The following is a 23,721-nucleotide window of genomic DNA, read 5'->3' as shown; positions in this document are numbered from 1 at the left end:
CTCGATTTCATCATAACTATACAATAAACTTAAGACTCCAGGGGGATGGACAAATAATGAATAATACCTCTGATAGTATGCAGGACCGGCAGGTACTTCAGGATGAGCAGATCAGGCGGCTCTGCACAAGGGCCGGGTCCCTGTTAGACCATTACGGCATTTGTCACGGCATAATCAATACGCCCGGTATTGACACTCATGCCCTGGCCTGGGTCTTTACCTATGTAAGGCTGTTTGCCCTGAAAGAGATCAGGCAGGACATGAGGCATAACTATCAGACCAAGGATATATCTCACCTGCAAAATGAGCTGTCGATGTCCCTGGCCAGGGCTTATGCCGGTACGCTCTCCTCCCCGCCTGAAAAAGACAGGGCACTCGATCGGGTGTTTATCCGGAACATCATCAATTTTATTCCCCGGGGAGGGGGCAATGGAGATGAGCTTCGGCTGTTCATTCTGGATATCATGAGGCGTCATGGCATACGGGAGGGGCATCGGCCCGGGATCGACGATCCGTTTCTCGAACAGTGGCATCAGAAGCTGCACAGCAATTGTACTTCCGAGGATATCACGATTTGTGAAGCCTATATCGCCTTTCAGGAAACGAATTCACGAGACTTTTTTTATCAAATCTTATGGGATCGGGGGAGGATATCGAGAGATTTTCTCCGGAACATGGCCAGGCCCCTGACCCATGAGCCCCGGTATATGCCGCAACTGGTGCCGGACTTAAAGCATCTGCTCTGGATATTGAAGCAGATCCACGGCAGCTCACAGAATCTTCATTACCTCCTGCACGTGTCACGGTGGCAGTTTGATGGGGAGCTTTTCTCCATGCTGGAAGATGTCGAGAATAACTTCGGTGCCTGGTGGCTGCCGGGAAAGATTATCGACTGCCGCGAAAGGTTAAGGCATTATCTTCGCAGCGACTGCCCGCGCGATCCGCTCATGATCGATGTTGCCCTCGACAATATCTACAAGGCATCGATCGAGCGAATTGACCTTCGCACCCTGAGCGGCGATGACCTGGTGAACCTGATCCTGCTGACCCTCCGGAATGTCCAGTTAACCTACGACCATGAGAAAACAGCCTCCTGTATCGGATTGTGGAGGCGGATAAAATACGTTCCTGACGGCCATGCATGGTCGCGGGAATGGGGATTGCAGGCCCTGGCTGCCCTGACCTATATCCAGTCGATCATTCATTCGTATACGGATGAGCTCTCTGAGTTCATCCAGCCCAAAGCCCGGACAATCGGAGAATCCTGTGCTATCGGTGAATCCTCTATCACCCATTTTGCCGAGGAAGTGGTCCGGAGCCAGAATACCCTGTGCCTGTCAAAGCTTATCGATACCCTCTTTCCCATGGTCAGGAGAACGGCCCAGGTCGGCTGCTGGAAAATCATCAGTCAGGGCCGGGGGAGCGCGACCGGAATGCTCGGCGTGGCTGAGTCGCTGCGTTCCATTCAGGGTACATCATCGGACCACCATAGCCAGATTATGCTGGTGAATACCGTGGAGGGCATCGAGGAGATTCCCCCCTGGGCAAGCGCTATACTCACCCTGAGTGATGTCGATATATTATCCCATATTGCAATCCGCTGCCGGAGCTCCAGGGTCATATTGTGCACCTGCTATGAACGGGATGCATTTGAAAGACTTACCCTGTGTCAGGGCAGAGGAGTGACTGTCTCAATCGAAAACGGCACGGTTCATTGCCGTGAGGCTGCTGCCGGAGGGGATAAGGCCATTGCTGTCACTCTTGCGGAAGACAGGGAAGACAGCAGAGTCACCGGCGGCAGGGGCAATGGTTCCAAGTCAGGCAATCTGGCCAGGCTGCGGGAAAAACTCTCCAGTTTCATCACGGTGCCATCTTCGGCTGTCATACCCTATGAAGTGTTTGAACAGACGCTTCACGGCAACCCCGAATCACTATCAGTATTCAATGAATTAACGTCACAGCTTTGCTCTGATCCGGAAAATTACCCGCATCTCCTGCCCCGCATCCGAGGGGTAATCCACGATCTTACTGTGCCCGCAGATCTTGCCCGGTTTATTCAGAAGGAAATCACCGGGCAGGAGGGAATTGTCAGCCGCTGGTCACAGCCACTGGAGAAGGCCCTTATTTCCCATATCAAAATGGTATGGGGCTCGGTATGGAATGAACGGGCCTATCTCAGCCGGCTTGCACGGAACATCACGAGTGACCAGGTCCATATGAGGGTGCTCGTTCAAAAGACCATTCCTGCTGATTATTCATTTATCATCCATACCCATAACCCGATATCCGGCAGCAGCTCCGAGATATTATCCGAGATTGTGGTCGGGCTCGGTGAAACCCTGGCCGGTAATTCACCGGGGACACCCTGGGGTGTTGTTTCGACCAGAAAAGAACACCGGCATATGATTACCTCCTACCCCTCGAAACAGACAGCCCTCTTCGATTCCCGGCAGGATGAAAGCGGGAGTGAATCATGCATCGTCCGATCCGATTCCAATGACGAGGATTTATCCGACTCTCCGGGGGCCGGGCTGTATGACAGCTATTTTATCAATAAACCCGCTCCTGTCCTGGTACGGTACGATCAGGAAAAGCTATTCTGGGACACAGGCTTCCAGCGCTTTTTGTTTGATTCGATCGCTCAGGTGGCTGAAGAGATCGAAGGTATCATGAAATGCCCGCAGGATATCGAAGGAATGTATGCCAACGGCTCTTTTTATGTGGTTCAAACCCGCAGTCAGATTGTATAGAAGGGATGCTCTTATGTTGAGGCGGCTAACTGCCGCCTTATCTTCGTGGCTTTCAACTGAAGGGAGAACACTGATCGAAGGATTTCTTCCCTCTCTGGAAAAGGTTTTCAAAAAATGACATTTTCTTTTCTACCTTGGGAGAGCCGCATTTCGGGCACTTTTGAACAGACTCGTTTTCCCTTACCAGTGACTCAAAGTCCATACCACATTCCTGGCAGTGAAATTCATGGAGCGGCATGATTTATTTCCTCCTCCGTATTATGGTGATATGACCTGTTTGCTCTCTACCTGCTCACTCTGTTCTAATTCTGTTGTACCCTGATACTTTCTCACTGTCAAGGATTATGGTAGTGAAATTAATTTGTTGCGGTCTCATTAAAAGTGACAGGTTTCCTCGTCGCTGACAAAGTCAGCTACATCGATGCTCAGGCTTGTTGTAAGATCGGTCTCCCGGTCAGACAGTATTTCTATACAGTTAAAGGTAAGTTTGGTATGATATTTATATATATCTGAAACAGAACGCCTCAAAAGTCGGGCAAGCGGATAGTTTATTTTCTGTGCTTGACTCATGACCTTTACGTCGATTTTTACTTCCTCATCAGGTTCAATAATCTGACCAAGTGCCAGAAATTGGGAATCTAAAGCGGGAGTTCCACTGTCAGCGGGTGTATAGTCGATCCGCACGCTCTCAATCCTGATGTCTGAAGCCGGTAAGGTCTTATTTTTATTGCTTAATACCTGAGACTTGATTTGGACGGAGATAGAATCAGGTTTAATTATGGACCTGTCGCAAATGTTATCATTGTTACTGTCCATCCATACCTGAATATCGGAATCAAGTGAAGGTTGTTCACTGCTTACCGTGACTAATACCGTATCGAAATATTCCGCCCCGCCACTTGAGGATGATCCGCAACCACTTGCCAACAAAGCAAACCAACAAAGCAACAGTGGAAAAATCATATACTTCCGCATCGCTTACTTCTCCTTATTTATAGTATCCTAACACCTTGATTCCCGATATCTTCGATTCCCGATATCTTCAGGTTGTGTTCTCTACTTCATGGCATTTCAGAGCAGCTTCACTGGCTGTCGGTAAAATTATAGTATACTGGTCTGGAGAATTCCAGCAAAAACTGCACTTTTCCAGAGGAGTCAGGAGTCAGAATTCAGAAGAAGGTATGGGCCGCCAATGGCGATCCTGGCTGGTGAGTGCTGGCGGCAATAGCGGTAAACCGCCTCGGCTGCCCTGGCATCGGTCGTTACCGGCGGCGTTGCTCGCCTTGGTGAGGTTGAGTTTGATGATGATCAGGCCAGAGGAGGGAAGCCTTCCGGCTGCACCGATCAGGTCAATCGCCCTGGTGATGCTGGTGGTATAATCGGTAAAGGCAACCTGGGAAACCGCTGCTCGCAAATTATTTCTTCCCTCCGATCACCTGATGCAGCACTTCGGCCAGTTCCTCGACCTTATATGGCTTGGCGATGATGCCGGAAAAGCCTGCCCGGCGGAAATCAGCCAGAATGGCATCGTTGGAGTAGCCGCTTGAAACGATGGCCCGCACTCCAGGATCGATCTCATGCATTTTTTGGATGGCCTGCTCGCCTCCCATGCCTCCCTGCACGGTCAAGTCCATGATCACTGCATCAAAGGGGTGTCCTGATTCCCTTGCCTTTTTGTACAGGTCAATCGCTTCATTGCCGTCAATGGCCGCCTCAGCCTCGTAGCCGAGAAATCTGAGCATATGAGTGACAACGTTTCGAACGGTCGTTTCATCATCCATAACCAGAACCTTCCCCTGGCCGCGTCGAAAGCTTGCGGGGAAGGTCCGGGTTTCTGATACTGCTGCGGCCTTCTCCGGAACGGCCGGGAGATACATGGTAAACACCGTTCCGACGCCGAGCCTGGACCTGACATTGATATATCCGTCATGCTTCCTGATAATCGAATAGCTGGTGGCCAGTCCCAGGCCCGATCCTTTTTCCTTGGTCGTGAAATACGGATCGAATATATTCTGCAGGTGTTCAGCCGGTATGCCGCTCCCCTGGTCTTCGACGGATATTCTGATGTACTTGCCCGCCAGCAGGGGCGTATCGTTTTCTGACCCCGGCCCCATTGTCACGTTTTCGGCCGTCACCCTGACTATGCCCCCATCGGGCATGGCCTGTTTGGCATTGATGACCAGATTGTTGATGACCTGGCTGATCTGTCCGGTATCGACTTCAACCGGCCACAGGTCTTCGGCCAGGAAGAATTCGGCTTTCACTCTGGAGCCCCGCAGGGCAAAGGTGGAAACTTCCCGCAGGAGCTCCCGGATCGAAGCGGTTTTTTTGACCGGTGCTCCGCCTTTGGAAAAAGTAAGCAGTTGCTGAGTCAGGTCTCTGGCCTGAAAGGATGATTTTTCCGTTTCGGTCAGCAGCCCGTGAATTCTGCTCTCAGATTTGGCATACATTCTCGCCAGCGAGATATTGCCGATAATGGAGGTCAGGATATTGTTAAAGTCGTGAGCTATCCCTCCGGCCAGAATCCCGATCGATTCAAGTCTCTCAGCCCTTTGTCTCTCCTCCTCCAGTCTTTTGCGCTCGGTGATGTCCCGGATAATGATCACGGTGGCAGGCCTGGCCTGATACTGGATAGTTCCGGCAGATATTTCGGCATCTTTGACCGCACCATCTTTTGCCTGAATTTTCACCTCGCAGGGAGAAGGAACATCTTTACCGACCGAGCGCAAAGCATACCGTTCGGCTACCAGATTCCGGTATTCGGGGGCAATGATATCCAGCAGGGGCCTGCCGAGGATCTCTTCCACAGAATAGCCGGTAAGACAGGTTACGGCCTGGTTGCTGAATTGAAAAACTCCATCCTGGACGATGACCACCCAGTCCCTGGCCTGCTCGACCACGGTCGAATACTTCAATTCCGACTCCCGCAGTTTCTCTTCTGCCCGGCGGCGTTCTTCGATCTCCTGACGCAGCTTCTCGTTGGCTGCCATAAGATCACTGGTTCGCTCCTTCACCAGTTCCTCAAGGTGATGGTGGTAGCGCTCCAGTTCCAGTTCCACCTTCCTGCGCTCGGTGATATCGGAAATGGTCACTACTCCGGCCACTATCTGCCCGTCCCGGTCCCGGATCGGTGCAGAACTGATGCTTATGGTGCCGCAGGAGCCGTCACCGCGAAGGATGGCAATCTCCTCGTTCATGACCACCTCGCCGGTGCGGATGGAACGTGCCAGCGGCCATTCCTCATGCTGATAGGGCCTGCCGTCAGGGTGAAACCCTTTCCACTCGCTGTACTGCTCGATGGAAGCAGATTTCAGGGGAGGGTGCCGCCAGATTTTCTCCACCTGCTCATTGCTGAGCACGAGCTTTCCCGAGGGGGCCTCTGCAATACTCACACCGGCAGGCATCTGCTGCACCACGGCCTCAAGCCGGCTCTGCTCCGCTTCCAGCAGCCTATACAGCCGCTCGCGCTCCTCCTGAGACCTCTTTTCCAGGGTGATGTCGGTGATGATCTGGACAGCGCCGCTGAATAGGCCCGCTTCGTCCATGACCGGATCAAGGCTCATATGGAACCACCGGTCATGGAATTGCCAGTCGAACGACTCCCGGCGACCGGTCTCCCGCAGGTGTTGATAACAGGCCCCTTCCGAATCGAGCTTCTCGCACCCGATGAGCTCCCCGCACTTTTTGCCGGTGATCTCATCCGGCGGTTTGTCCAGCAGCTTTATCATGGCCTGGTTGCACTGAACGATTTTCCCTTCTTCATCCAGCAGGCAAACACCGTCGCTGATGGTGTCGAAGGTAATCTGCCACTTCCGGGCAGCGGTCACCACCCGCGTTTCCGCCTGGTGCATCCGGAGAAGGGCTTTGATCGTGGCAATCAATACCGGCGGCTCGACCGGGTGAGTCAGGTATGCGTCCGCCCCCCCTTCCAGACCTGCCACTCGGGAATGGCTGTCCATATAGGTTGCCGACAGGTGGAGGACCGGTATCAGGGCCGTGGCTGGATCAGCCTTGAGCATCTTGCAGACCTCGAATCCGCTGATATCGGGAAGATGGACATCGAGCAGGACCAGATCGGGCATAATCTTTCCGGCCATCTCCAGCGCCTGCCTGCCGGTTGCCGCCTCCTTGACCGCAAACCCGGCCTTTTGCAGGATCCGTCCAATGGCATAGCGTCCGGCATCATCGTCATCGACGTTCAGGATAGTGAATTTGTCAACATTCCGCTCATCGGGTGAATTGTTTGATGTCTTGTCTGATGAAATTAATTTCGTCATCGTTATGTATTTTCTCCCTAAACATTATTACTACTTGTATTACCACCTGGCTCCTTCGACTGCAAGACCTTCAGCAGGGTCTCTCTGATCCGGTCAATGGCCTCATTGCGCGGCACTCCTTTGGAGATAATATCCAATGCCCCCTGAGCCAGGCGCTTGCGGTCTTCTTCTTCCAGGTCCTTGGCCGTGACAATGATAACCGGGATATCGCGGGTAGCGGGATCAGCTTTCAGCCGGTCCAGGACTTCGAAGCCATCCATTTCCGGCATGATCAGGTCGAGGAAAATAACCTGCGGCTGCTCGCTGGCCGCCAGGCGAAGCCCTTCCTGCCCGCCGGTTGCCTCGATAACCCTGTAGCGCGTATCAGCCAGCAAACCTTTCAGCAGGTAGCGGGAAATCTCCTGGTCGTCAATAATCAGAACCTTATCCATCGGCATCCGGCTCTCCAGGAGCCGGAGCTTGTTCAAAAGCCATTGCCGCCGTACCGGCTTGACACAATAGTCTTCCGCTCCCAGGACCATCCCTTTTTGCGGATCATTGACATTACTGACTATCAGGACAGGAATGTCCCAGGTGGCCTCGTTCTCCTTCAACTCGGCCAGGAAACACCAGCCACACTCATCCGGCAGCAGAATATCCAGAATGACGGCCATTGGCCGGACCTGCTTGAGCGACTGCCGGGCTTCCGCCAGACCTGTGGCCGGGATGAGCTGAAAACCTGATCCGGCGAGGAACTTCTCGTATGTGTACAGAGTTGTCGGGTCATCTTCAATCACCAGCACCGGATAACGGGTCAGATCTATTCGCTGCTGCTGTTTCTCCACTTCCCGGGGTATCTGCCGGGCCAGTTCCCCATGGACCGCCGGGATAGTGAGGGAAAAGGTCGATCCCTTTCCCGGCTGGCTTTTCAGGGTGATAGTGCCTCCCAGCATCGCAGCCAGTTTCCGGGACAGCGACAGCCCAAGGCCCGTCCCCCTGGTTCGCTGAAGAGGATTTGGCAACTGGATGAATTCCTCGAAAATCCGCTCCTGGTCCTCGGATGCAATCCCGATCCCCGTATCAGCCACGGAAAAGGTTACGCTCCTGTCCACGTCATTGTAGCCTGCCGATACGCGAACCTCGCCTGCCTCGGTAAATTTAAGGGCATTGGAGAGGAAGTTCCTCAAAATCTGGGAAACCTTGCCTTCATCGGTGTAAAGCGCAGGTATATCCACGGGATCTTCGAATATAAGGTCCACGGCTTCATTAACCAAAAGCGGGCGTATAATCCCCCGTATACCGCCAAAAAGGTCAGCCGCCTCGAATTTATTCAGATTGAGCGTGGTCTTGCCGGCCTCAATCCTGCCCAGGTCCAGAAGATCGTTAATCAGGGTCAGGAGACCCTGGGCTGCCTTGATGATAAAGTTCAACTGCTTTTCCTGCTCCCCAGTCAGGTCCCCGTCGGTGCGGTCGAGCAGAATCTGACCAAGGGCCAGGATCGACTTGATCGGGGTACGGAATTCATGACTCATGTCCGAGAGGAAGCGGGACTTCAGTTGATCGGACCGGCGCAGATGCTCGGCCTTTTCTTCAAGCTCGGCATACAGGGCCATGATCCCGCGATTGGTGTCTTCCAGTTCGCGATTCACGCAGGCCAGCTCGTCCTGGCGACGGCGAAGCTCATCCAGCGTGCGCAGAAGCTCCCGGTGCTGCTGCCGGATAGTTGCGGCAAACGGGTCTTCCGGCGTCTTCTCCGCCAGGATGAGAGCGATCCTGGTCAGGTTATCCCCGGTCACGAGCGGCGCACCCGCCGGCAGGGGATTTCCCAGCAGCACGATCGTTCCCCGGCCAGGGCCTGATTCAATATGGAAATACTCCACCAGGCGCCTGGCCCTGAGAATGCCCATCCCCTTTTCGGTTCCTTCGGCCCCTTTCACATATCGTTCATCGGTTCCTTTCACACATCGTCCTTCCAGAGCAGCCTGCACATCGATGATCCCCGGCCCCTGGTCACTGATTCGCATGAGGAACATCTGCGGCGCCCGGCCTTCGATCAGATATGCAGCCTTGCCTCCTCCCCCATGTATCAGGGCATTGCGGGCGATCTCCGAGGCAGCGGCAGAGATGTGGGTCTGATCCAGGTCCCTGAACCCAAGAGCCCCGGCTATCTGCCCGGCCCGCTGCCGCACCAGAACGACATCGCGCTCTGAATGAATCTCCATGCTGAAAATGGTAATGCTCATGATGTCAACCTTTTTTACTGACTACTGGCCATTGATCACTCTCTTTGCTGACCACTGGCCACTTTCCTTCACTGCCAGCACAGTAACATCATCGGTCCCCCTGGTATAATCCCGGTACAGGATGCCGGCGATCAGGCTGGGGTGTTTGCGTATCAGGCCGGGATGCTGGCTGAGCTTCCAGTGGGCAGCCAGTCCATCGGAGTGCATGATCAGAACCGCACCTTCCGGCCAGGGATAGGTAAGCTGCCGGATCCTGCTGATTTCTCCTCCTGCGGTGCCGTTATATGAGGCCAGATGAGTGGTCTTTTCAGCAGTGATAATCTGACTGGAAATATTCCCCACTCCGGTAAAGACAACAATCCGCCGGGCCAGGTTCAGTCTCGACACAACTACGGCTGCCCCCCGTGTGCTCCAGAGGGCGGCATGGATAGCTTCAAGTATTCTACCGGGATCAAGGCGGGTATTCGCCCTGAATACCCTCTGCGCGGTCAGAGAAGCTTCGGCTGCCAATGGGCCATGCCCCAGGCCGTCGGTCACCAGAAAGAGGCATTTCCCCGGCTGACAGACCTGCGCCCAACTGTCGCCGGAGACGTCCTCGCCGGGCTTGGACAGGCAAATCGCACCTGTCTCGATACCGGATAGCGGATGGCCTTTGGGCAGGGGCTTTGCCCATATTTGTGCCACCAGGGCTGTTCCGGTTCCCTGTTCGGAATAGATGTCGAACAGGCTGGAAAGGCGGCAGATCGACCCAAGGCCGATCCCCGGACTGCCGGACGTGGAATAGCCGTCAGCCATGCACTGGCTGACATTGGCCATGCCCGGCCCCCTGTCCAGGGTCATGATTTCAATACCTTTCATGCTCTCAACTTCGAGATGCCGGATAATCAGCTCACCCCTCCCGGCATGCTTGACCAGGTTCCTCGCCGCCTCGGTAGCCACAATCGCTACCTTTCCGGTAACGGTCTCATCGAAGCCTAGATTTTTCGCCATCTCAACAGCCATCCGCCGCGCTTCAGCGGCCTGACTCTGGTTGATTATCGGCCAGGCTATTTGCCTAAGCATGTTTTTTCAATAATCCCCTCCCTTCGTATTTCTCCCACCCCCTGCCTTACCTCCACTTGGTAACGACCACCCGCGTACCTTCTCCCACGCGGGAGGTGATCTGAAACTCATTCATCAGCCTCCGGGAGCCGCCAAGACCCAGGCCAAGACCTCCCCTCGTGCTGTAGCCATCCTTCAGGGCCAGCTCAACATCAGGAATACCGGGGCCGTGGTCCTCGAAGGTCAGGCGCAGTCCCTGCCGTCCGGTTTCGCCGGTGACGGCTTCCAGCAGCACGGTTCCGCTGCCTGCATAGTCCACGATGTTGCGGGCCAGTTCGCTGGCGGCTGTAACGATCTTGGTCTGGTCCACCAGGCTGAAACCCAGCTCAATAGCCCAGGCGCGGACGGCCTGCCGTATCCGGACAACGCTTTCAGAAGAGCTGACCGACAAGGTCTCCTGCTTCCTTATGGCTGCCATTGCCCCCCTCTGATCTGCTCATCGAGTATGGACCGGAGGAGGTTCACCCCTTTTTCAACGTTCAGAGCGGTATGAACTCCTTGCAGGGAGACACCAAGCTCGACCAGAGTGATGGCTACTGTCGGACGCATGCCGACCACTACAGTCTCGGCGCCAAGTATCCTCGACATCTTGGCGATATTTGCCACCATCCGGCCGATAAAAGAATCCACTACATTCAGGGCTGAAATATCCAGCAGCACGCCGCGGGCTCCGGTTCTTCTGACGCTCTCCAGCAGGTCAGCCTGAAGGTCCATGGCCATCTGATCGTGCAGATCGAACTGGATGCTCACCAGGAGGAGATGACCGACTTTCAGGATAGGAATCCTGCTCCCGTAGGTACGTTCCATGGAAATCTCCTTCTTCCTCACGACTGGCCCTGCTGAGACTGAATTCTCGCCAGACCGATTCCAACCCGCTTCAAAGCCAGGGCAAAGGCATCGGCCAGATTCGCCCTGGTGGTCACATCGCTGATATCAACCCCAAGGTGAACGATAGCCTGGGCGATCTGCGGGCGGATGCCGCTGATGAAGCACTCGGTGCCCATCAGCCGGGCTGCGGCCACGGTCTTGAGCAGATACTGGGCAACCAGGGTGTCTACGGTCGGAACACCAGTGATGTCAATGATGGCAATGGCCGAGCCGGTCTCGGCAATCACGTTCAGGAGGCTCTCCATGACTGTCTGCGTGCGCTCGCTGTCAAGTGTGCCGATCAGCGGCAGGGCCAGAACACCCTCCCATAATTTAACTACCGGTGTCGAAAGCTCCAGAAGCTCTTTGCGCTGCCGGGCGATTATCCCCTCACGGCTCTCCTGATACTTCTCGGTGACAAAAAGTCCCACTTTGTCCAGAAAGACTGTGGCCAGCCATATCTCAGCCTTCAGCGCCTCGCTGTCCTGCCCCGTCTCCCTGAACAGGTAAGCGAACAGAGGCTGTTTGAGGGAGAAGATAAAGGTTGCGGCTTCCGAAGAGGTAAAACCCTGCTCCGCTCTGATACGCGACAGACGGACCAGCATTGCCCTCATGTCATCCCATTCGGGGGCAGTAATATCAGTCAATTGCCCGCTCCGTGCCCCTTTCGTCAAGAGGTTGAGGAATTCGGACGACTGCTGCCGCAGCTCCGATTCACTGATGAGATCAAGCCTCAGCGTGATCGAGGCCGTTTGCTCCTTCATCCAGTCGATTAATAATTCCTGCTGATACTTTTGCAGAATGTCCGGTATTCTTGTCTTATTTGTTGGATTTCCCATTACTCTCTCTATTCCTCCTGACTCATGCTGAACCTTAACGATTACTTACCCCAAAAGCCCCTGTCGCAGATGGTGCGAACTGAATGGTCAACAATGCCATATCTCAGGACTTTTCGGATAGGTTATCAGGATACACCGCATAGGTATCCTCTGAGAAATTTTTTCCAGCTCCAGAACACAATTATACACCTCAACTGATAATTTCACAACAACTTAAGTATGATCGACCGTCCTATTTATCGCAGGTGGCCGGAAATATAAATATAATATACTGAAATTATTCAGCGAAGGGGCGAGGGAGTAAAGACGGGGCACTGCCCCCTCCGGTTGCCGCTATCATGGACTTGGCGCGAGGATCGCTAAGGTAAGTGCCATTCGCCTCCCCTGGCAGGCAAATGATTCACAATTGAAAATCCAAATCCAAATTTTACCATCATAGTAAATAATTCCCGATCATGCTCCCTGCCAAAGTCGAAAATATAGTGTGAGAGCACTTTTCATTATTACCTGCTCTCTTTCGGGGAACCTGATTTTCATGGGGAGATCGGGTTCCCCTTTTTTCTCCGGGTATGCATCTGGCATGGCCCGGGCAGGAAAGCTTATCGAGAACTCACTGAATTTATTGCTTGCAGATAAGGCTTTCTTATGCTAATTTATCTCCATTATGCCAGATAACCAGGGAAAATCGGACAGCCGGGGAAAAATTTTCATCCTCGATACCAATGTCATTCTTCATGACAGCACCTGCATCTACCAGTTCCAGGAACATGATATCCTTATCCCGATCACTGTTTTGGAGGAACTTGACCAGTTTAAAAAGGGCAATGAAACCCTGAACTTTCATGCCCGCGAATTTGTGCGCGCACTGGATTCGCTCAGCGGTGACAGCCTATTCGACGGCGGGGTCAGAATAGGTCCGGATCGCGGCCGCATTTCCATCAAGCTGGAGCAGGAATTCCATCAGGATCTGGCATTCAATTTCACCAACAACAAGCCGGATCACCACATTTTAAATATCGCCTATCATGTTGCCAAAGAGAACCCTTCCAAGCAGGTCATTCTGGTATCGAAAGATGTAAACCTTCGCATGAAGGCCAAGTCCATCGGGCTGCTGGCCCAGGATTACCGCACAGACCATGTGAAGGATATCTCGTCACTCTATACCGGACACCGGATCGAAGAAAAAGTCACCGAGGAGCTGATTAACCGGATTCATGCTGAACCTTTCGAGATCGATGCATCTGAGCTGACCCCGGAGAAACCACTCCAGCCGAATGAATTTCTTATTCTGCGCTCAGGGAAAAAGTCAGCCCTGGGAACCTATGATCCCTTTACCCAGAAAATCAGGCGGGTGGATAAGACCATTGCCTATGGGATTACTCCCCGCAATGCAGAGCAAACCTTTGCCCTGCATGCCCTGATGAACCCCGATCTGCAACTGGTCAGCATCTCCGGCAAAGCGGGGACCGGCAAGACCCTCCTTGCCCTGGCCGCGGCCCTGGAGAAAAAACGGTATTATCAGCGCATCTTTCTCGCCCGGCCGATTATCCCTCTGAGCAACAGGGACATCGGCTACCTGCCCGGCGATATCCACTCCAAGCTCGATCCCTACATGCAGCCGCTCTACGATAACCTTGGGGTGATTCAGAACCAGTTCCCCGAATCAGATCACAAGCACAGCCAGATCAAGGAACTCCTTGAAAATGAAAAACTCGTCATCTCCCCTCTGGCTTATATCCGGGGACGCAGTCTGGTGAAAATTTACTTCATCGTGGATGAAGCCCAGAATCTTACCCCCCATGAAATCAAAACCATTATCACCCGTGCCGGTGAAGGAACAAAAATCGTGTTCACGGGTGATATCTTCCAGATCGATCATCCCTACCTTAACACCCAATCCAATGGCCTCAGCCATCTCATCGAGAAAATGCAGGGCCAGAAAATCTATGCCCACATCAACCTCGAAAAAGGCGAGCGGTCCGAATTGGCTGAACTGGCCAGTAATCTGCTGTAGGAAAAAGTGGCCAGTGGTCAGTAAAACAGTGGTCAGCGGTCAGTTATCAGTGCCCTCTCTGAGGGCAGCCATGCTCCCTCTCCCCCCTCAGGCTTCAGGGGCGGACAGTTGTATTTAGCCGATGCAGTTATAGTGGAAGCGGCTTCCGCCCGCCTTCCAAAGTCCGCTTCCCCAAATTCAAAAGTGTCCGCGTTTTTCAAAAATACCTTACCGGGTGCCGCACATTTCGTTCTCAGTACCCTCCGCGGCAAATCCACGGCCAAGTCAGGACTGACCATGAGATCGCGTGCGGTATTTGGTGGGGCAAAAAAGCAGCCCTACCCTAGATGTGCTATCGTGCCTTGTTCAGGTATTGAGTAATAATAATCCTGGCCATAAGCCGAAAAAGAATACTCAAAGGAATACTATCAGGCAGGAAAAGCCAAATGGAGCCAAGTATGGAGTCTCAGCCGAAGGGGAAAACCGGGTCGGTTATGGTAGTGGGGGCAGGGATTGCCGGTATTCAGGCCTCGCTTGACCTGGCAGAGTCGGGCTATTTCGTTTACCTGGCGGAGCGATCTGCGGCCATCGGCGGCACCATGCCGATGCTGGACAAAACCTTTCCCACGCATGACTGCTCTTTGTGCATCCTTTCACCGAAACTGGTCGAGTGCGGCCGTCATCCGAACATCAAAATCTATACCGGCGCACAAGTGACCGATATCCAGGGTGAGCCGGGAAATTTTCAGCTCACCCTGCACTGTCAGCCCTGCTTCGTCGATCCGGCCACGTGCAGAAACTGCGGGCAATGTGCCGAGGTCTGCCCCGGCCATGTGCCCAATGAGTTCAACCAGGGGCTTGATTTCCGGCCTGCCATTTACAAGCTTTACCCCCAGGCACTTCCCGATTCCTATGCCATTGACCGGGAGAACTGCAAAATGTGCAGGGCCTGTGAGAAGGTCTGTCCAGCCGGGGCAATCGATCTTGACCGAAAGGAGGAGATCGTTACCGTGTCTGCCGGTGCGGTTATCCTTGCTCCCGGCTTTGAGCTGATCGATCCACGGGGGCTGCTCTCCTATGGCTACGGGAGATTTCCCAATGTGCTCACCGGCCTTGAATTCGAGCGGATTCTGAGCGCCGGAGGCCCATTCCATGGTGATCTGGTCAGGCCGTTCGATCGCCAAAAGCCCGCCAGAATAGCCTGGATCCAATGCGCAGGATCGCGCAATACTTCTGAGGGCCGGGGATACTGCTCTTCGGTCTGCTGCCGGTTTGCCATCAAAGAGGCGGTCCTGACCAGAGAGCACAGCCAGGCTGACATCGACACGGTCATATTTTTCATGGATATCCGGGCATATACCAAAGGGCTGGAGAAATATTATACGAGTGCCAGAGATCTCCACGGCGTGCGGTTCGTACGGTCGCGCATTTCCGAGGTGATCGAAATTCAGGACGGGCGAAGAAATCTGCTGATCCGCTTCGCTGACCCGGCAGAAAACAGCCTCAAGGCTGAAGAATTTGACCTTGTTGTTCTCGCTGTCGGTTTCAGGCCGCCGGTCAGAGCTGCGGAGCTTTATCAAAAGCTTGGGATCGACCTCAACCGCTACGGCTTTGGCGAGCCTGCACCGCCCTCCGGCGTGGAGACTGTGCGTCCGGGGATCTTTGTGGCCGGTGCCTTTGCCGGACCAAAATGCATTTCCGAAACCGTAACCCAGGCCATGGCCAGTGCCGGTGCTGCCGGAAGCTGGCTGGCCCCGGCCCGGGGAAGTCTGGTCAGGGGGAAAATATTTCCTCCGGAAAAGAGCAGGGATGCCGAGAAGCCCCGCATCGGCGTTTTCGTCTGCCATTGCGGCACCAATATCAGCCAGGCGGTCCGGGTAGCGGAAGTGGTCGAAGCAGCCAGCCGGATTCCCCGGGTGGTTTATGCGGCGGAGTATCCCCACGTCTGCTCGCAGGACAGTCAGGCAGGCATCAGGGAAGCGGTAAAAGAACACGGCCTGAACCGCCTGGTGATTGCCGCCTGCAGCCCGGCCACCCACTGGCCGCTGTTTCAGGAGACTGCCCGGGAAGCCGGCCTGAACAAGTACCTGTGCGAAATGGCCAATATCCGCAATCAGTGTGCCTGGGTGCATAAAGATCTGCCGGAAAAGGCTACGGAGAAGGCCACGGAGATGGTCAGAATGAAGGTGGCCAAACTCATCCTGCAGGAGCCCATCCGGCAGACATCGGTCGGCCTGACCAGGGCAGCCCTGGTTATCGGCGGCGGCATATCGGGCATGACCTGCGCCCTGAACCTGGCCGGAGAATCTGGCTTCGAAGTCCATCTGGTGGAAAAGTCAAAGGCCCTGGGGGGCATGGCCCGAAAGGTCCGCCAGGGATTTAACGGCGAGAATATCCCCGCCCTGGTTGACGATCTGGTTGCCAGGGTCGGCGCTCAACCGCTCATCAGGACCTATCTTTCCACCGGGCCCGTGGAAAGCTGCGGCGGGGTGGGCAACTGCATCACCACCCTGGATAATGGCCAGAAGATCAGGCATGGTGTAATCATCCTGGCTACCGGAGGCCGGGAATACCAGCCTGCAGAATACCGGTATGGCGAAAGTGACCGGATCATGACCTATCTTGAGCTGGACAAAGCCCTGGCTGAAGAAGATGAGCGGCTGAAAAAAAGCCGGAGCATCGTCCTGATTAACTGCGTCGGCTCGCGGGAGCCTGAGCGGCCCTATTGCAGCCGGGTATGCTGCAATACATCGGTCAGGCTGGCTCTGGCGCTCAAGGGCAGGTACCCTGACATGGATATTTTCATACTCTACCGCGACATGCGCACCTATGGCTTCCTGGAGGATAAATACCGGCAGGCGCGCATGATGGGTGTCACCTTCGTCCGCTATGAAGCTGAGCAAAAACCCGTGGTTGAAAAAACCGGGCAGGGGGGCTCGAGGGTTATTGTCATTGATCATGTTCTGAGGCGGCCCCTGGTTATCGAACCGGATATTGTCGGTCTGGCTGCGGCTGTTCTGCCCGGCGAGGATACCCTGAAGCTCAGCCGGATTTTCAAGGTTCCTCTCGACGAATATGGATTTTTCCTCGAGGCGCACCTGAAGCTTCGTCCGGTGGATTTTGCAGCCAAAGGCGTTTTTCTGGCCGGTGTCGCTCATGGGCCGAAAAACGTAGAGGAAAACCTGATCCAGGCCAAAGCGGCCGCGGGACGGGCAGCCTGCATCCTGAGCAAAAACGTCCTTGAGTCTCAGGGCGTGGTAGCCAGAGTCAACCCGGACCGGTGCGTGGCCTGCCTTACCTGCATGCGGCTCTGCCTGTTCAATGCTCCGAAGGTAAAAAATTCGGTGACTGAAATCGATCCCTCGATCTGCCAGGGCTGCGGCACCTGCGTGGATGAATGCCCCAACCAGGCCATCAGCCTGCAAGGGTATAATGACCATATCTACCTGGCCATGACCGGATGCCTGCCAGCCGGCGTGCAAATTACGGATGGAAAATTCGAACCGAAAATCGTGGCCTTCTGCTGCACCTATTGTGCTTACGCTGCCGCTGACCTGGCAGGTACGATGAGGCTTCAGTATCCTCCCAATATCAGGATCATCGAAGTACCCTGCTCGGGAGACGCCGGTGAGCAGGTGCTCATCCAGGCTTTCGAGCATGGTGCCGACGGCGTGTTTGTGGCCGGATGTCTGGAAGGAAGCTGCCACTTTCTCCAGGGAAACTGCCATGCCAGAAAACGGGTCGAGGCAGTGAAAAAAATACTCGATGAGATCGGCCTGGGCAGCGAGCGATTGGAGATGTATAACCTGTCTTCATCCATGGGCCAGCGGTTCGTCCAGATCGCTCATGAGATGACTGAGCGCATCCGCCAGCTTGGACCAAATCCTTTCAGCCGGGCCGGATAATGAGAGAAAAGGAGATACTGACACCATGCCGCCAGAACCGTTGCAGGAATCAATCCTGGTATCACGGCTTGACCGGAATTTCAGGTTTGAAGTGGCTGCCAGCCACCCCATCGCCCAGGACCTGAATGCCTGCTTCACCTGCGGAACCTGTTCGGCAGGCTGCCCGATTCACCGGGTGTATCCTGAGTATGACCCGCTTAAGATGCTCAGGATGATTCACCTTGGGATGCGGGAGGAACTTTTCAGCAGCGGATATATCTGGTATTGTGCCACCTGCCATACCTGCGGGCAGCGATGCCCGCAGGGGGTGCAATTTTTTGATATCCTGAATCTGATAAAAAATATGGCTGCCAGGGAAGGATATGCCCCTCCTGCCTGGATCAACCAGACCAGACAGGTTGGGCAAACCGGGCTGGTCTTTCCAACCGAAGAGGCATGGGTAAAAAGGAGGGAAGAGCTTTCTCTCCCGCCGCTCAGGAACAATGGGGACAGGCTGTCCAGGCTGCTGACAGCCGCAGGTTGTGCACCGATAATCGAACCTGAAATCGAACCGAAGGGAAACCGGCCATGACGGGGAAAAAATATGCTCTGTTTTTAGGCTGCACCACGCCCACCAGGGTGCCGCAGTATGAGCTTTCGGCGCGGTGGGTGGCCAGGAATCTGGGCATCGAGCTGGTTGACCTTCCGGATATGGCCTGCTGCGGCTCCAATCAGATCAACCTGAGCCTTGAAGCAGGGCTTTTAATGGCAGCCATGAACCTGGCCCTGGCTGAAAGCCATGAGCTTGACATGATAACCCTGTGCAGCGGCTGTACCGGGGCATTGACCGAAGCCAGGGAAGCATTGAAGGATGAAAGAGTCCGGGACCGCATCAACGGGAAACTTTCAGCCATTGGCCTCGCCTACCAGGGAAAGTACACGGTCAGGCACTTCTCGCGGGTCCTCTCCGAGGATATCGGCCCGGACCGGCTGAAAGAGAAAGTGACCAGAAATCTGTCGAAGCTGAAAACCGCCCCCCATTACGGCTGTCACTACCTGAGACCAAAAGCTGTCTACAACGGATTTGACGAGCCGGAAAATCCCAGGACTCTCCATCAGCTCATCGCTGCCACCGGAGCCTCACTCATCGACTATGAGACCCTGCTCCTGTGCTGCGGCGGAAAAACCTTTCCGAACTCTCCGGATGTTGCCTTTTCCCTGGCTGGATTGAAACTTGAAAACCTCAAAGACAAGGGAGTGGACTTTATCACCCTGCACTGCAATACCTGCTACGTTATGTATGGCCTGAATCAGACCAATATTGCCAAAAAACTCGGCCAGCCGCCATACAACCTCCCTGCCCTCCTCTATCCTCAACTCCTTGGCCTGGCCCTGGGCGCAGATCCAATCGCCGACCTTGGTCTTCACCTGAATGTCCCTCTCCCCGCCAGGCTGCTTGAAAGCTTTTAGGGGCAGGAGGCTGCATAATAATTTGAATTAATTGCCTAAAAAGGCTATATACTATCCGTCTGTTATGCTATAATGAGTGTTATAGTGATAGTGTTGAGGAGGCACTATAAAAAAAAGGATTAAGCAGACAATGTTCGGAGATTTTGGCAGGAAGAAAATGATACATCGTGATAAGGCCAGAGAGAAACTCAAAGAGCAGGTGCGACTCCTGCGCCAGAGGGTGACTGAGCTGGAAAAATGGGAAACAGATCATTGCGAGGCTGAGGAAGAGATCGAGCGCGCACGCTCTGATCTCGATCAGATATTCAACGCGGCTGTCCCCCTGTGCGTTATTGCCAGGGACCGCACCATACTCCGGGTTAACGATTCCTTCTGTTCCCTTTTTCACCTGAAGAAAGATGAAATAATCGGCCATGACTGCTGCGAGGTCTGGCAGGGTCCGTTCTGTAATACTCCTGCGTGTCCACTGCAGCAGGTACTGAACGGTGCAAAGATCAGTTCGCATGAAGTTGATAAAAAGCTCGACGGGGGAAGTGGTAAAACTATTTCCTGCCTGATAACGGCTGTCCCCTATCTGGGACTGAAGGGGGAGATTCTAGGAATCGTCGAGAATTTTACCGACATCACCGAACGCAGGAAGGTCGAGAAAGATTTACAGGACCACCGCTCCCGGCTCGAAGAGCTCGTAAGGGAGCGTACTGCCCAACTGACCGCAGCCAACGAACGGCTTCAGCAGGAGATAGCCGACCGCAGGCGGGCAGAGGAAGCGACCAGGGTAGCCTATGCGGAACTGAATCAGATATTCAATGCCGCTGCTGACGGCATGTGCCTGATCAGCAAGGACCTTCGGGTGATTCGGGTCAACGAGACTTTTTGTACCCTCTTTGGCTTGAAAAAAGAAGATGTGGAAGGCAAAAGCTGCTACGAAGCATTCCATCAGAACCTTTGCAAAGCCTTTGCCTGTCCGGTTTCACTCATGTACAGCGGTGATGAGCATTTTGAGCGTGATGTTGAAATAGAGCGCAGCGATGGCAAAAAACTAACCTGTATCCTGACGGCAACTCCTTTTCGTAACCCTGAAGGCGAAGTGGTCGGGTTCATGGAAAATTTCAAGGACATCACCGAACATAAGAAGGCCGAAGAAGAGCTTCAGCGGGCCCAGAAGCTTGAATCGATCGGGGTGCTGGCTGGCGGTATCGCTCATGATTTCAACAATCTGCTGACCGCCGTCATTGGCAATATTTCCCTGCTTGAGCTGTACATGCAGGCCAGCCCTAGCGTTGCCAGAATCTTACAAGAGACCGAAAAAGCGGCTCAGCAGGCCAAGCGCCTGACCAGCCAGATTCTCACCTTCTCCAAGGGCGGGGTACCGGTCAAGAAAACCGCCTCGATCACCGAATTGTTAAACGATACCACGGCCTTTGCTCTGAGCGGTTCCAAGATCAGGAGTGAGTTTGTGCTGCCGGATGATTTATGGTGGGCTGAAATCGATGAGGGGCAGATGAGCCAGGCCCTCAATAATCTGCTGATTAACTCCATCCAGGCCATGCCCGAAGGTGGAGTTATTACCATACGGGCGAAAAATGTGGTCGTTCAGGCAAGCGAGGGCCTGCCGCTGGGTCAGGGAGAATATATCAAGATATCCATACAGGATCAGGGAAGCGGGATACCGGAAAAGTATCTCCACCAGGTGTTCGATCCCTATTTCACTACCAAGGAGCAGGGGAGCGGTTTGGGCCTGTCGATCACCTATGCCATCGTCAAGGGACACGGGGGCCATATTACCGTGGAATCTCAGGTCGGCGTCGGGACGACTTTCCACATTTACCTTCCCGCTTCAGCGAAAAAGGCCGTACCGGAGGAGAAAGCCGCAAAACAAAAGCTCCATGCAGGCAGGGGGAGAATCCTGTTTATGGATGATCAGGAAAGCCTCAGAGATATGGTCGGCGAGATGCTGAATGACCTTGGATACGAGGTCGATCTTGCCCGAGAGGGTGACGAGGCTATCGAGCTCTACGCGCAGGCCAGGGAATCGGACAAACCTTTTGATGCCGTTATCCTGGATCTGACCATTCCCGGTGGAATGGGAGGCGAAGAAGCAATCAAGAAACTCCACCAGCTCGATCCTTCGGTTAAGGCTATCGTTTCCAGCGGCTACTCCCAGGATCCCATCATGGCCGAATACCAGCAGCACGGCTTTTGCGAAGTGGTGGCCAAACCTTACGGCATCAGGGAATTGAGTGAGGTATTGCACAAGGTAGTGAGACATGGCAGGGAAGCAGGTTAAAGAGGATAGAAAGCAGGTTAGGAAGGGTAAGAGATGGAAAAAAATTATCGGCAGTATTATTCTTTAGTATTTGCTGTTTTGGTGTCCACAGTCCTGATCAGTGGCTGTTCGATGTGGTCAGGATCAATTAACCTGATGATGCCGGCTGACAGCCGGCCTGGCAGGGCTGAATTTGCGGTGAATAAGGTCACGCCGCTGGAATTTGACACCATCGCCTCGCAGTTGAGCAAAGATTTTTCTTACCGATTCAATCATATCGAACAGTTCCGGAAAGCGAATCTTCTTGGCTATGAGGGACCCGGGACCTGCCTCCGCTGTCACGAGAAGATCACTGTTCAGGATGCAGTCAGCGGGAAAGAGAAAAAAGTTGACCTGATGGACAATATCACCAGCTCGGCGCACTATCGCTTTTTCACGAAAAATCATCCGAATGTCTATGGTTTCAACGGCCATTTGGCTGATGATTTCCCGATGGGGAAAATCAACCGCCCCTGTCCCAAGCCCGGCTCCTTTGCCATGACTGCCTGGGCTGAGCTGGTAATAACCAAAAAAGGCAAGACCCTGTCCGAAGGCTGCGGGCAGTGCCACATCGGCAGCCAGTATCAGGCTCCGCTGGGAGAGATGATGCCATTCTATTCCACCCTGGCCAGGGAGAAGGAAACCATCGACTGCCTCATCTGTCACGCGGCGGCTTACGACATGAATAAAAAGCAGGTTATTGCCGGTGATGCCGGGCGGCTCAGATGGGACCAGGACCGCTCCCTCAAGGCTGCCCTGTCGGTCATCAGACCGACGGCCCAGAACTGCCTGCGTTGCCATCAGCATAACATGGGCGGCGATATCTACATCGATCCGGAAGATCCGTCATACATGCAGAGTACCCAAAACCTTGGGCATGAGCGGCCGCGGATCAGGCACCCCGGCTCCAAGCGAGGGACGCCCTATTCACCATCCTGGGATGTGCATGCTGCTGCCGGGCTCTCATGCATCGACTGCCACCTGGCCGAAGGCCATCTCATGGCCAGGGGGACCCACACCACGACCATCATGGCCAACGACCTGCCTAACGTGGAGGTTTCCTGCGAAAAGTGTCATACTGCCGAGCCCCATAAATCCAACCGGGAACTGGCGGACTATCTGAACGGGCATACGGCAACAATAGCCTGCCAAACCTGTCATATCCCTTCTCTTCACCCGGATAACGCCACCTTGCGGGATTTCAGCAATCCTGTTTTTGAGGAAGATCCGGGGATTTACCTGTACCACGATCTGAAAAAAGATACCGAGCCGGGAAAGGGAATCGTATATGTCTGGTGGAACGGTGATGCCAGCTTCCTTGGCAATCCTATCGGCGATAATCCCAATGGCGCCAACCTCTACAGATTTTATAAACCCGCCCACATATGGCCCGAATTTACCGGCTTTGACTATCAGGCATGGTATGAAACGGTAATGCGTCCTATTGCCAGACAGGGAAGAGCGTCCAAAATTTACCCCATGAAGCTCTTTAACGGCAAACAGCATATCGATCTTCAGAATATCGGACCTTTCGGCGGGATGTACGTTCCCTATAACCTGCCCGCCTATTATGCGTACGGAAAACCCGATCTGGCAGCCTCGAAGGAAATGGAAAAAAGCATGATGAATCGCCTGTACGGATGGATGTTCGACCTCTACCTGATGAATAAGTTCATGACCTTTATGGATGATGGATCCGGAAAGTATCTCCCGGGGTGGAATACCCGTTCATATCAGGATGTTCTGACCATGGCCAGGGGGAAAGTGGAAGCGCGGTGGATACCGCAGGATGCCTGCCTCGAGATCAGTCACGCAATCAGACGCAACGGCGCTCTCTCCTGTGCGGACTGCCATAGGCCGGATGGAGTCCTTGATTGGAAAGACCTTGGCTATACCCGGGAAGAGATCAGGACTCTTACCCAAAATCCCCTTGAATAGCGGCATCAAAGGGACAGAGGGAACATCTCGAGCGGTATCATGATTTTTGCCTCCTCAGCAGCTTCTTTGTATGCT

16 protein-coding genes are annotated in these 23,721 nt (G+C 54.0%); 7 read left to right on the top strand and 9 right to left on the bottom strand.

Annotation, left to right across the window (positions count from 1 at the left end):
- Positions 1–56 precede the first annotated feature (56 nt).
- Positions 57–2,750: a PEP/pyruvate-binding domain-containing protein gene (locus AB1611_08415; GenBank protein ID MEW6379619.1), complete on the top strand. Its 2,694-nt coding sequence runs from the start codon at positions 57–59 to the stop codon at positions 2,748–2,750.
- A gap of 52 nt (positions 2,751–2,802) precedes the next feature.
- Here AB1611_08415 and AB1611_08410 read toward each other — a convergent pair whose 3' ends face one another.
- The 9 genes from AB1611_08410 to AB1611_08370 all read right to left on the bottom strand — a co-directional run bounded on the left by AB1611_08410 (position 2,803) and on the right by AB1611_08370 (position 12,056).
- Positions 2,803–2,988, bottom strand: coding sequence for a zinc ribbon domain-containing protein (locus tag AB1611_08410; GenBank protein MEW6379618.1), 186 nt, complete (start codon positions 2,986–2,988; stop codon positions 2,803–2,805).
- A gap of 137 nt (positions 2,989–3,125) precedes the next feature.
- Complete coding sequence (locus AB1611_08405) at positions 3,126–3,725, bottom strand: hypothetical protein (protein ID MEW6379617.1); 600 nt, start codon at positions 3,723–3,725, stop codon at positions 3,126–3,128.
- Between the two features lie 187 nt (positions 3,726–3,912).
- Complete coding sequence (locus AB1611_08400) at positions 3,913–4,164, bottom strand: hypothetical protein (protein ID MEW6379616.1); 252 nt, start codon at positions 4,162–4,164, stop codon at positions 3,913–3,915.
- Position 4,165: 1 nt separating this feature from the next.
- Positions 4,166–7,027 carry a PAS domain S-box protein gene (locus AB1611_08395; GenBank protein ID MEW6379615.1) on the bottom strand — a complete coding sequence of 954 codons (2,862 nt, stop codon included), beginning with the start codon at positions 7,025–7,027 and terminating at the stop codon, positions 4,166–4,168.
- 17 nt (positions 7,028–7,044) lie between these two features.
- A complete protein-coding gene (locus AB1611_08390; protein MEW6379614.1) occupies positions 7,045–9,249 on the bottom strand; it encodes a response regulator in 2,205 nt (734 codons plus the stop codon).
- 21 nt (positions 9,250–9,270) lie between these two features.
- The gene (locus tag AB1611_08385) at positions 9,271–10,311 is read right to left on the bottom strand and encodes an ATP-binding SpoIIE family protein phosphatase (protein MEW6379613.1); all 1,041 of its coding nucleotides are present in this window, start codon (positions 10,309–10,311) and stop codon (positions 9,271–9,273) included.
- A gap of 46 nt (positions 10,312–10,357) precedes the next feature.
- Complete coding sequence (locus AB1611_08380; GenBank protein MEW6379612.1) at positions 10,358–10,768, bottom strand: anti-sigma regulatory factor; 411 nt, start codon at positions 10,766–10,768, stop codon at positions 10,358–10,360.
- Positions 10,756–11,157, bottom strand: coding sequence for an STAS domain-containing protein (locus tag AB1611_08375; GenBank protein MEW6379611.1), 402 nt, complete (start codon positions 11,155–11,157; stop codon positions 10,756–10,758). The genes AB1611_08380 and AB1611_08375 overlap by 13 nt, the downstream gene beginning before the upstream one ends.
- 17 nt (positions 11,158–11,174) lie before the next feature.
- Positions 11,175–12,056: an STAS domain-containing protein gene (locus tag AB1611_08370; GenBank protein MEW6379610.1), complete on the bottom strand. Its 882-nt coding sequence runs from the start codon at positions 12,054–12,056 to the stop codon at positions 11,175–11,177.
- Between the two features lie 664 nt (positions 12,057–12,720).
- Here AB1611_08370 and AB1611_08365 point away from each other — a divergent pair.
- From AB1611_08365 to AB1611_08340, 6 genes are all read left to right on the top strand, one after another.
- Positions 12,721–14,070: a PhoH family protein gene (locus tag AB1611_08365; protein ID MEW6379609.1), complete on the top strand. Its 1,350-nt coding sequence runs from the start codon at positions 12,721–12,723 to the stop codon at positions 14,068–14,070.
- A gap of 425 nt (positions 14,071–14,495) precedes the next feature.
- On the top strand, positions 14,496–17,954 hold the full coding sequence (locus AB1611_08360) for a hydrogenase iron-sulfur subunit (GenBank protein MEW6379608.1): 3,459 nt from the start codon (positions 14,496–14,498) through the stop codon (positions 17,952–17,954).
- A gap of 25 nt (positions 17,955–17,979) precedes the next feature.
- On the top strand, positions 17,980–18,525 hold the full coding sequence (locus AB1611_08355; protein MEW6379607.1) for a 4Fe-4S dicluster domain-containing protein: 546 nt from the start codon (positions 17,980–17,982) through the stop codon (positions 18,523–18,525).
- Entirely contained in the window at positions 18,522–19,403 is an 882-nt protein-coding gene (locus AB1611_08350) for a CoB--CoM heterodisulfide reductase iron-sulfur subunit B family protein (protein MEW6379606.1), read from the top strand. Before AB1611_08355 ends, AB1611_08350 begins: the two co-directional genes overlap by 4 nt.
- A gap of 157 nt (positions 19,404–19,560) precedes the next feature.
- The gene (locus AB1611_08345; protein ID MEW6379605.1) at positions 19,561–21,690 is read left to right on the top strand and encodes a PAS domain-containing protein; all 2,130 of its coding nucleotides are present in this window, start codon (positions 19,561–19,563) and stop codon (positions 21,688–21,690) included.
- A 33-nt stretch (positions 21,691–21,723) separates the two neighbouring features.
- Positions 21,724–23,646 carry a nitrite reductase gene (locus AB1611_08340; protein ID MEW6379604.1) on the top strand — a complete coding sequence of 641 codons (1,923 nt, stop codon included), beginning with the start codon at positions 21,724–21,726 and terminating at the stop codon, positions 23,644–23,646.
- Positions 23,647–23,721 lie beyond the last annotated feature (75 nt).

The organism is bacterium (assembly GCA_040755755.1).
In the GTDB taxonomy this organism is placed as follows: domain Bacteria; phylum SZUA-182; class SZUA-182; order DTGQ01; family DTGQ01; genus DTGQ01.
The sequence above is the reverse complement of the archived record's forward strand: the minus strand, read 5'-3'. Positions and strand labels throughout refer to the sequence as shown.

Excerpts from the sequence above, each read along its gene's own strand:
- AB1611_08385 (MEW6379613.1), bottom strand. The coding sequence starts at position 10,311 with ATGCTTAGGCAAATAGCCTGGCCGATAATCAACCAGAGTCAGGCCGCT.
- AB1611_08355 (MEW6379607.1), top strand. The coding sequence starts at position 17,980 with ATGCCGCCAGAACCGTTGCAGGAATCAATCCTGGTATCACGGCTTGAC.
- AB1611_08410 (MEW6379618.1), bottom strand. The coding sequence starts at position 2,988 with ATGCCGCTCCATGAATTTCACTGCCAGGAATGTGGTATGGACTTTGAG.
- AB1611_08415 (MEW6379619.1), top strand. The coding sequence starts at position 57 with ATGAATAATACCTCTGATAGTATGCAGGACCGGCAGGTACTTCAGGAT.
- AB1611_08350 (MEW6379606.1), top strand. The coding sequence starts at position 18,522 with ATGACGGGGAAAAAATATGCTCTGTTTTTAGGCTGCACCACGCCCACC.
- AB1611_08405 (MEW6379617.1), bottom strand. The coding sequence starts at position 3,725 with ATGCGGAAGTATATGATTTTTCCACTGTTGCTTTGTTGGTTTGCTTTG.
- AB1611_08380 (MEW6379612.1), bottom strand. The coding sequence starts at position 10,768 with ATGGCAGCCATAAGGAAGCAGGAGACCTTGTCGGTCAGCTCTTCTGAA.
- AB1611_08395 (MEW6379615.1), bottom strand. The coding sequence starts at position 7,027 with ATGACGAAATTAATTTCATCAGACAAGACATCAAACAATTCACCCGAT.
- AB1611_08390 (MEW6379614.1), bottom strand. The coding sequence starts at position 9,249 with ATGAGCATTACCATTTTCAGCATGGAGATTCATTCAGAGCGCGATGTC.
- AB1611_08370 (MEW6379610.1), bottom strand. The coding sequence starts at position 12,056 with ATGGGAAATCCAACAAATAAGACAAGAATACCGGACATTCTGCAAAAG.
- AB1611_08360 (MEW6379608.1), top strand. The coding sequence starts at position 14,496 with ATGGAGCCAAGTATGGAGTCTCAGCCGAAGGGGAAAACCGGGTCGGTT.
- AB1611_08340 (MEW6379604.1), top strand. The coding sequence starts at position 21,724 with ATGGAAAAAAATTATCGGCAGTATTATTCTTTAGTATTTGCTGTTTTG.
- AB1611_08365 (MEW6379609.1), top strand. The coding sequence starts at position 12,721 with ATGCCAGATAACCAGGGAAAATCGGACAGCCGGGGAAAAATTTTCATC.
- AB1611_08375 (MEW6379611.1), bottom strand. The coding sequence starts at position 11,157 with ATGGAACGTACCTACGGGAGCAGGATTCCTATCCTGAAAGTCGGTCAT.
- AB1611_08345 (MEW6379605.1), top strand. The coding sequence starts at position 19,561 with ATGATACATCGTGATAAGGCCAGAGAGAAACTCAAAGAGCAGGTGCGA.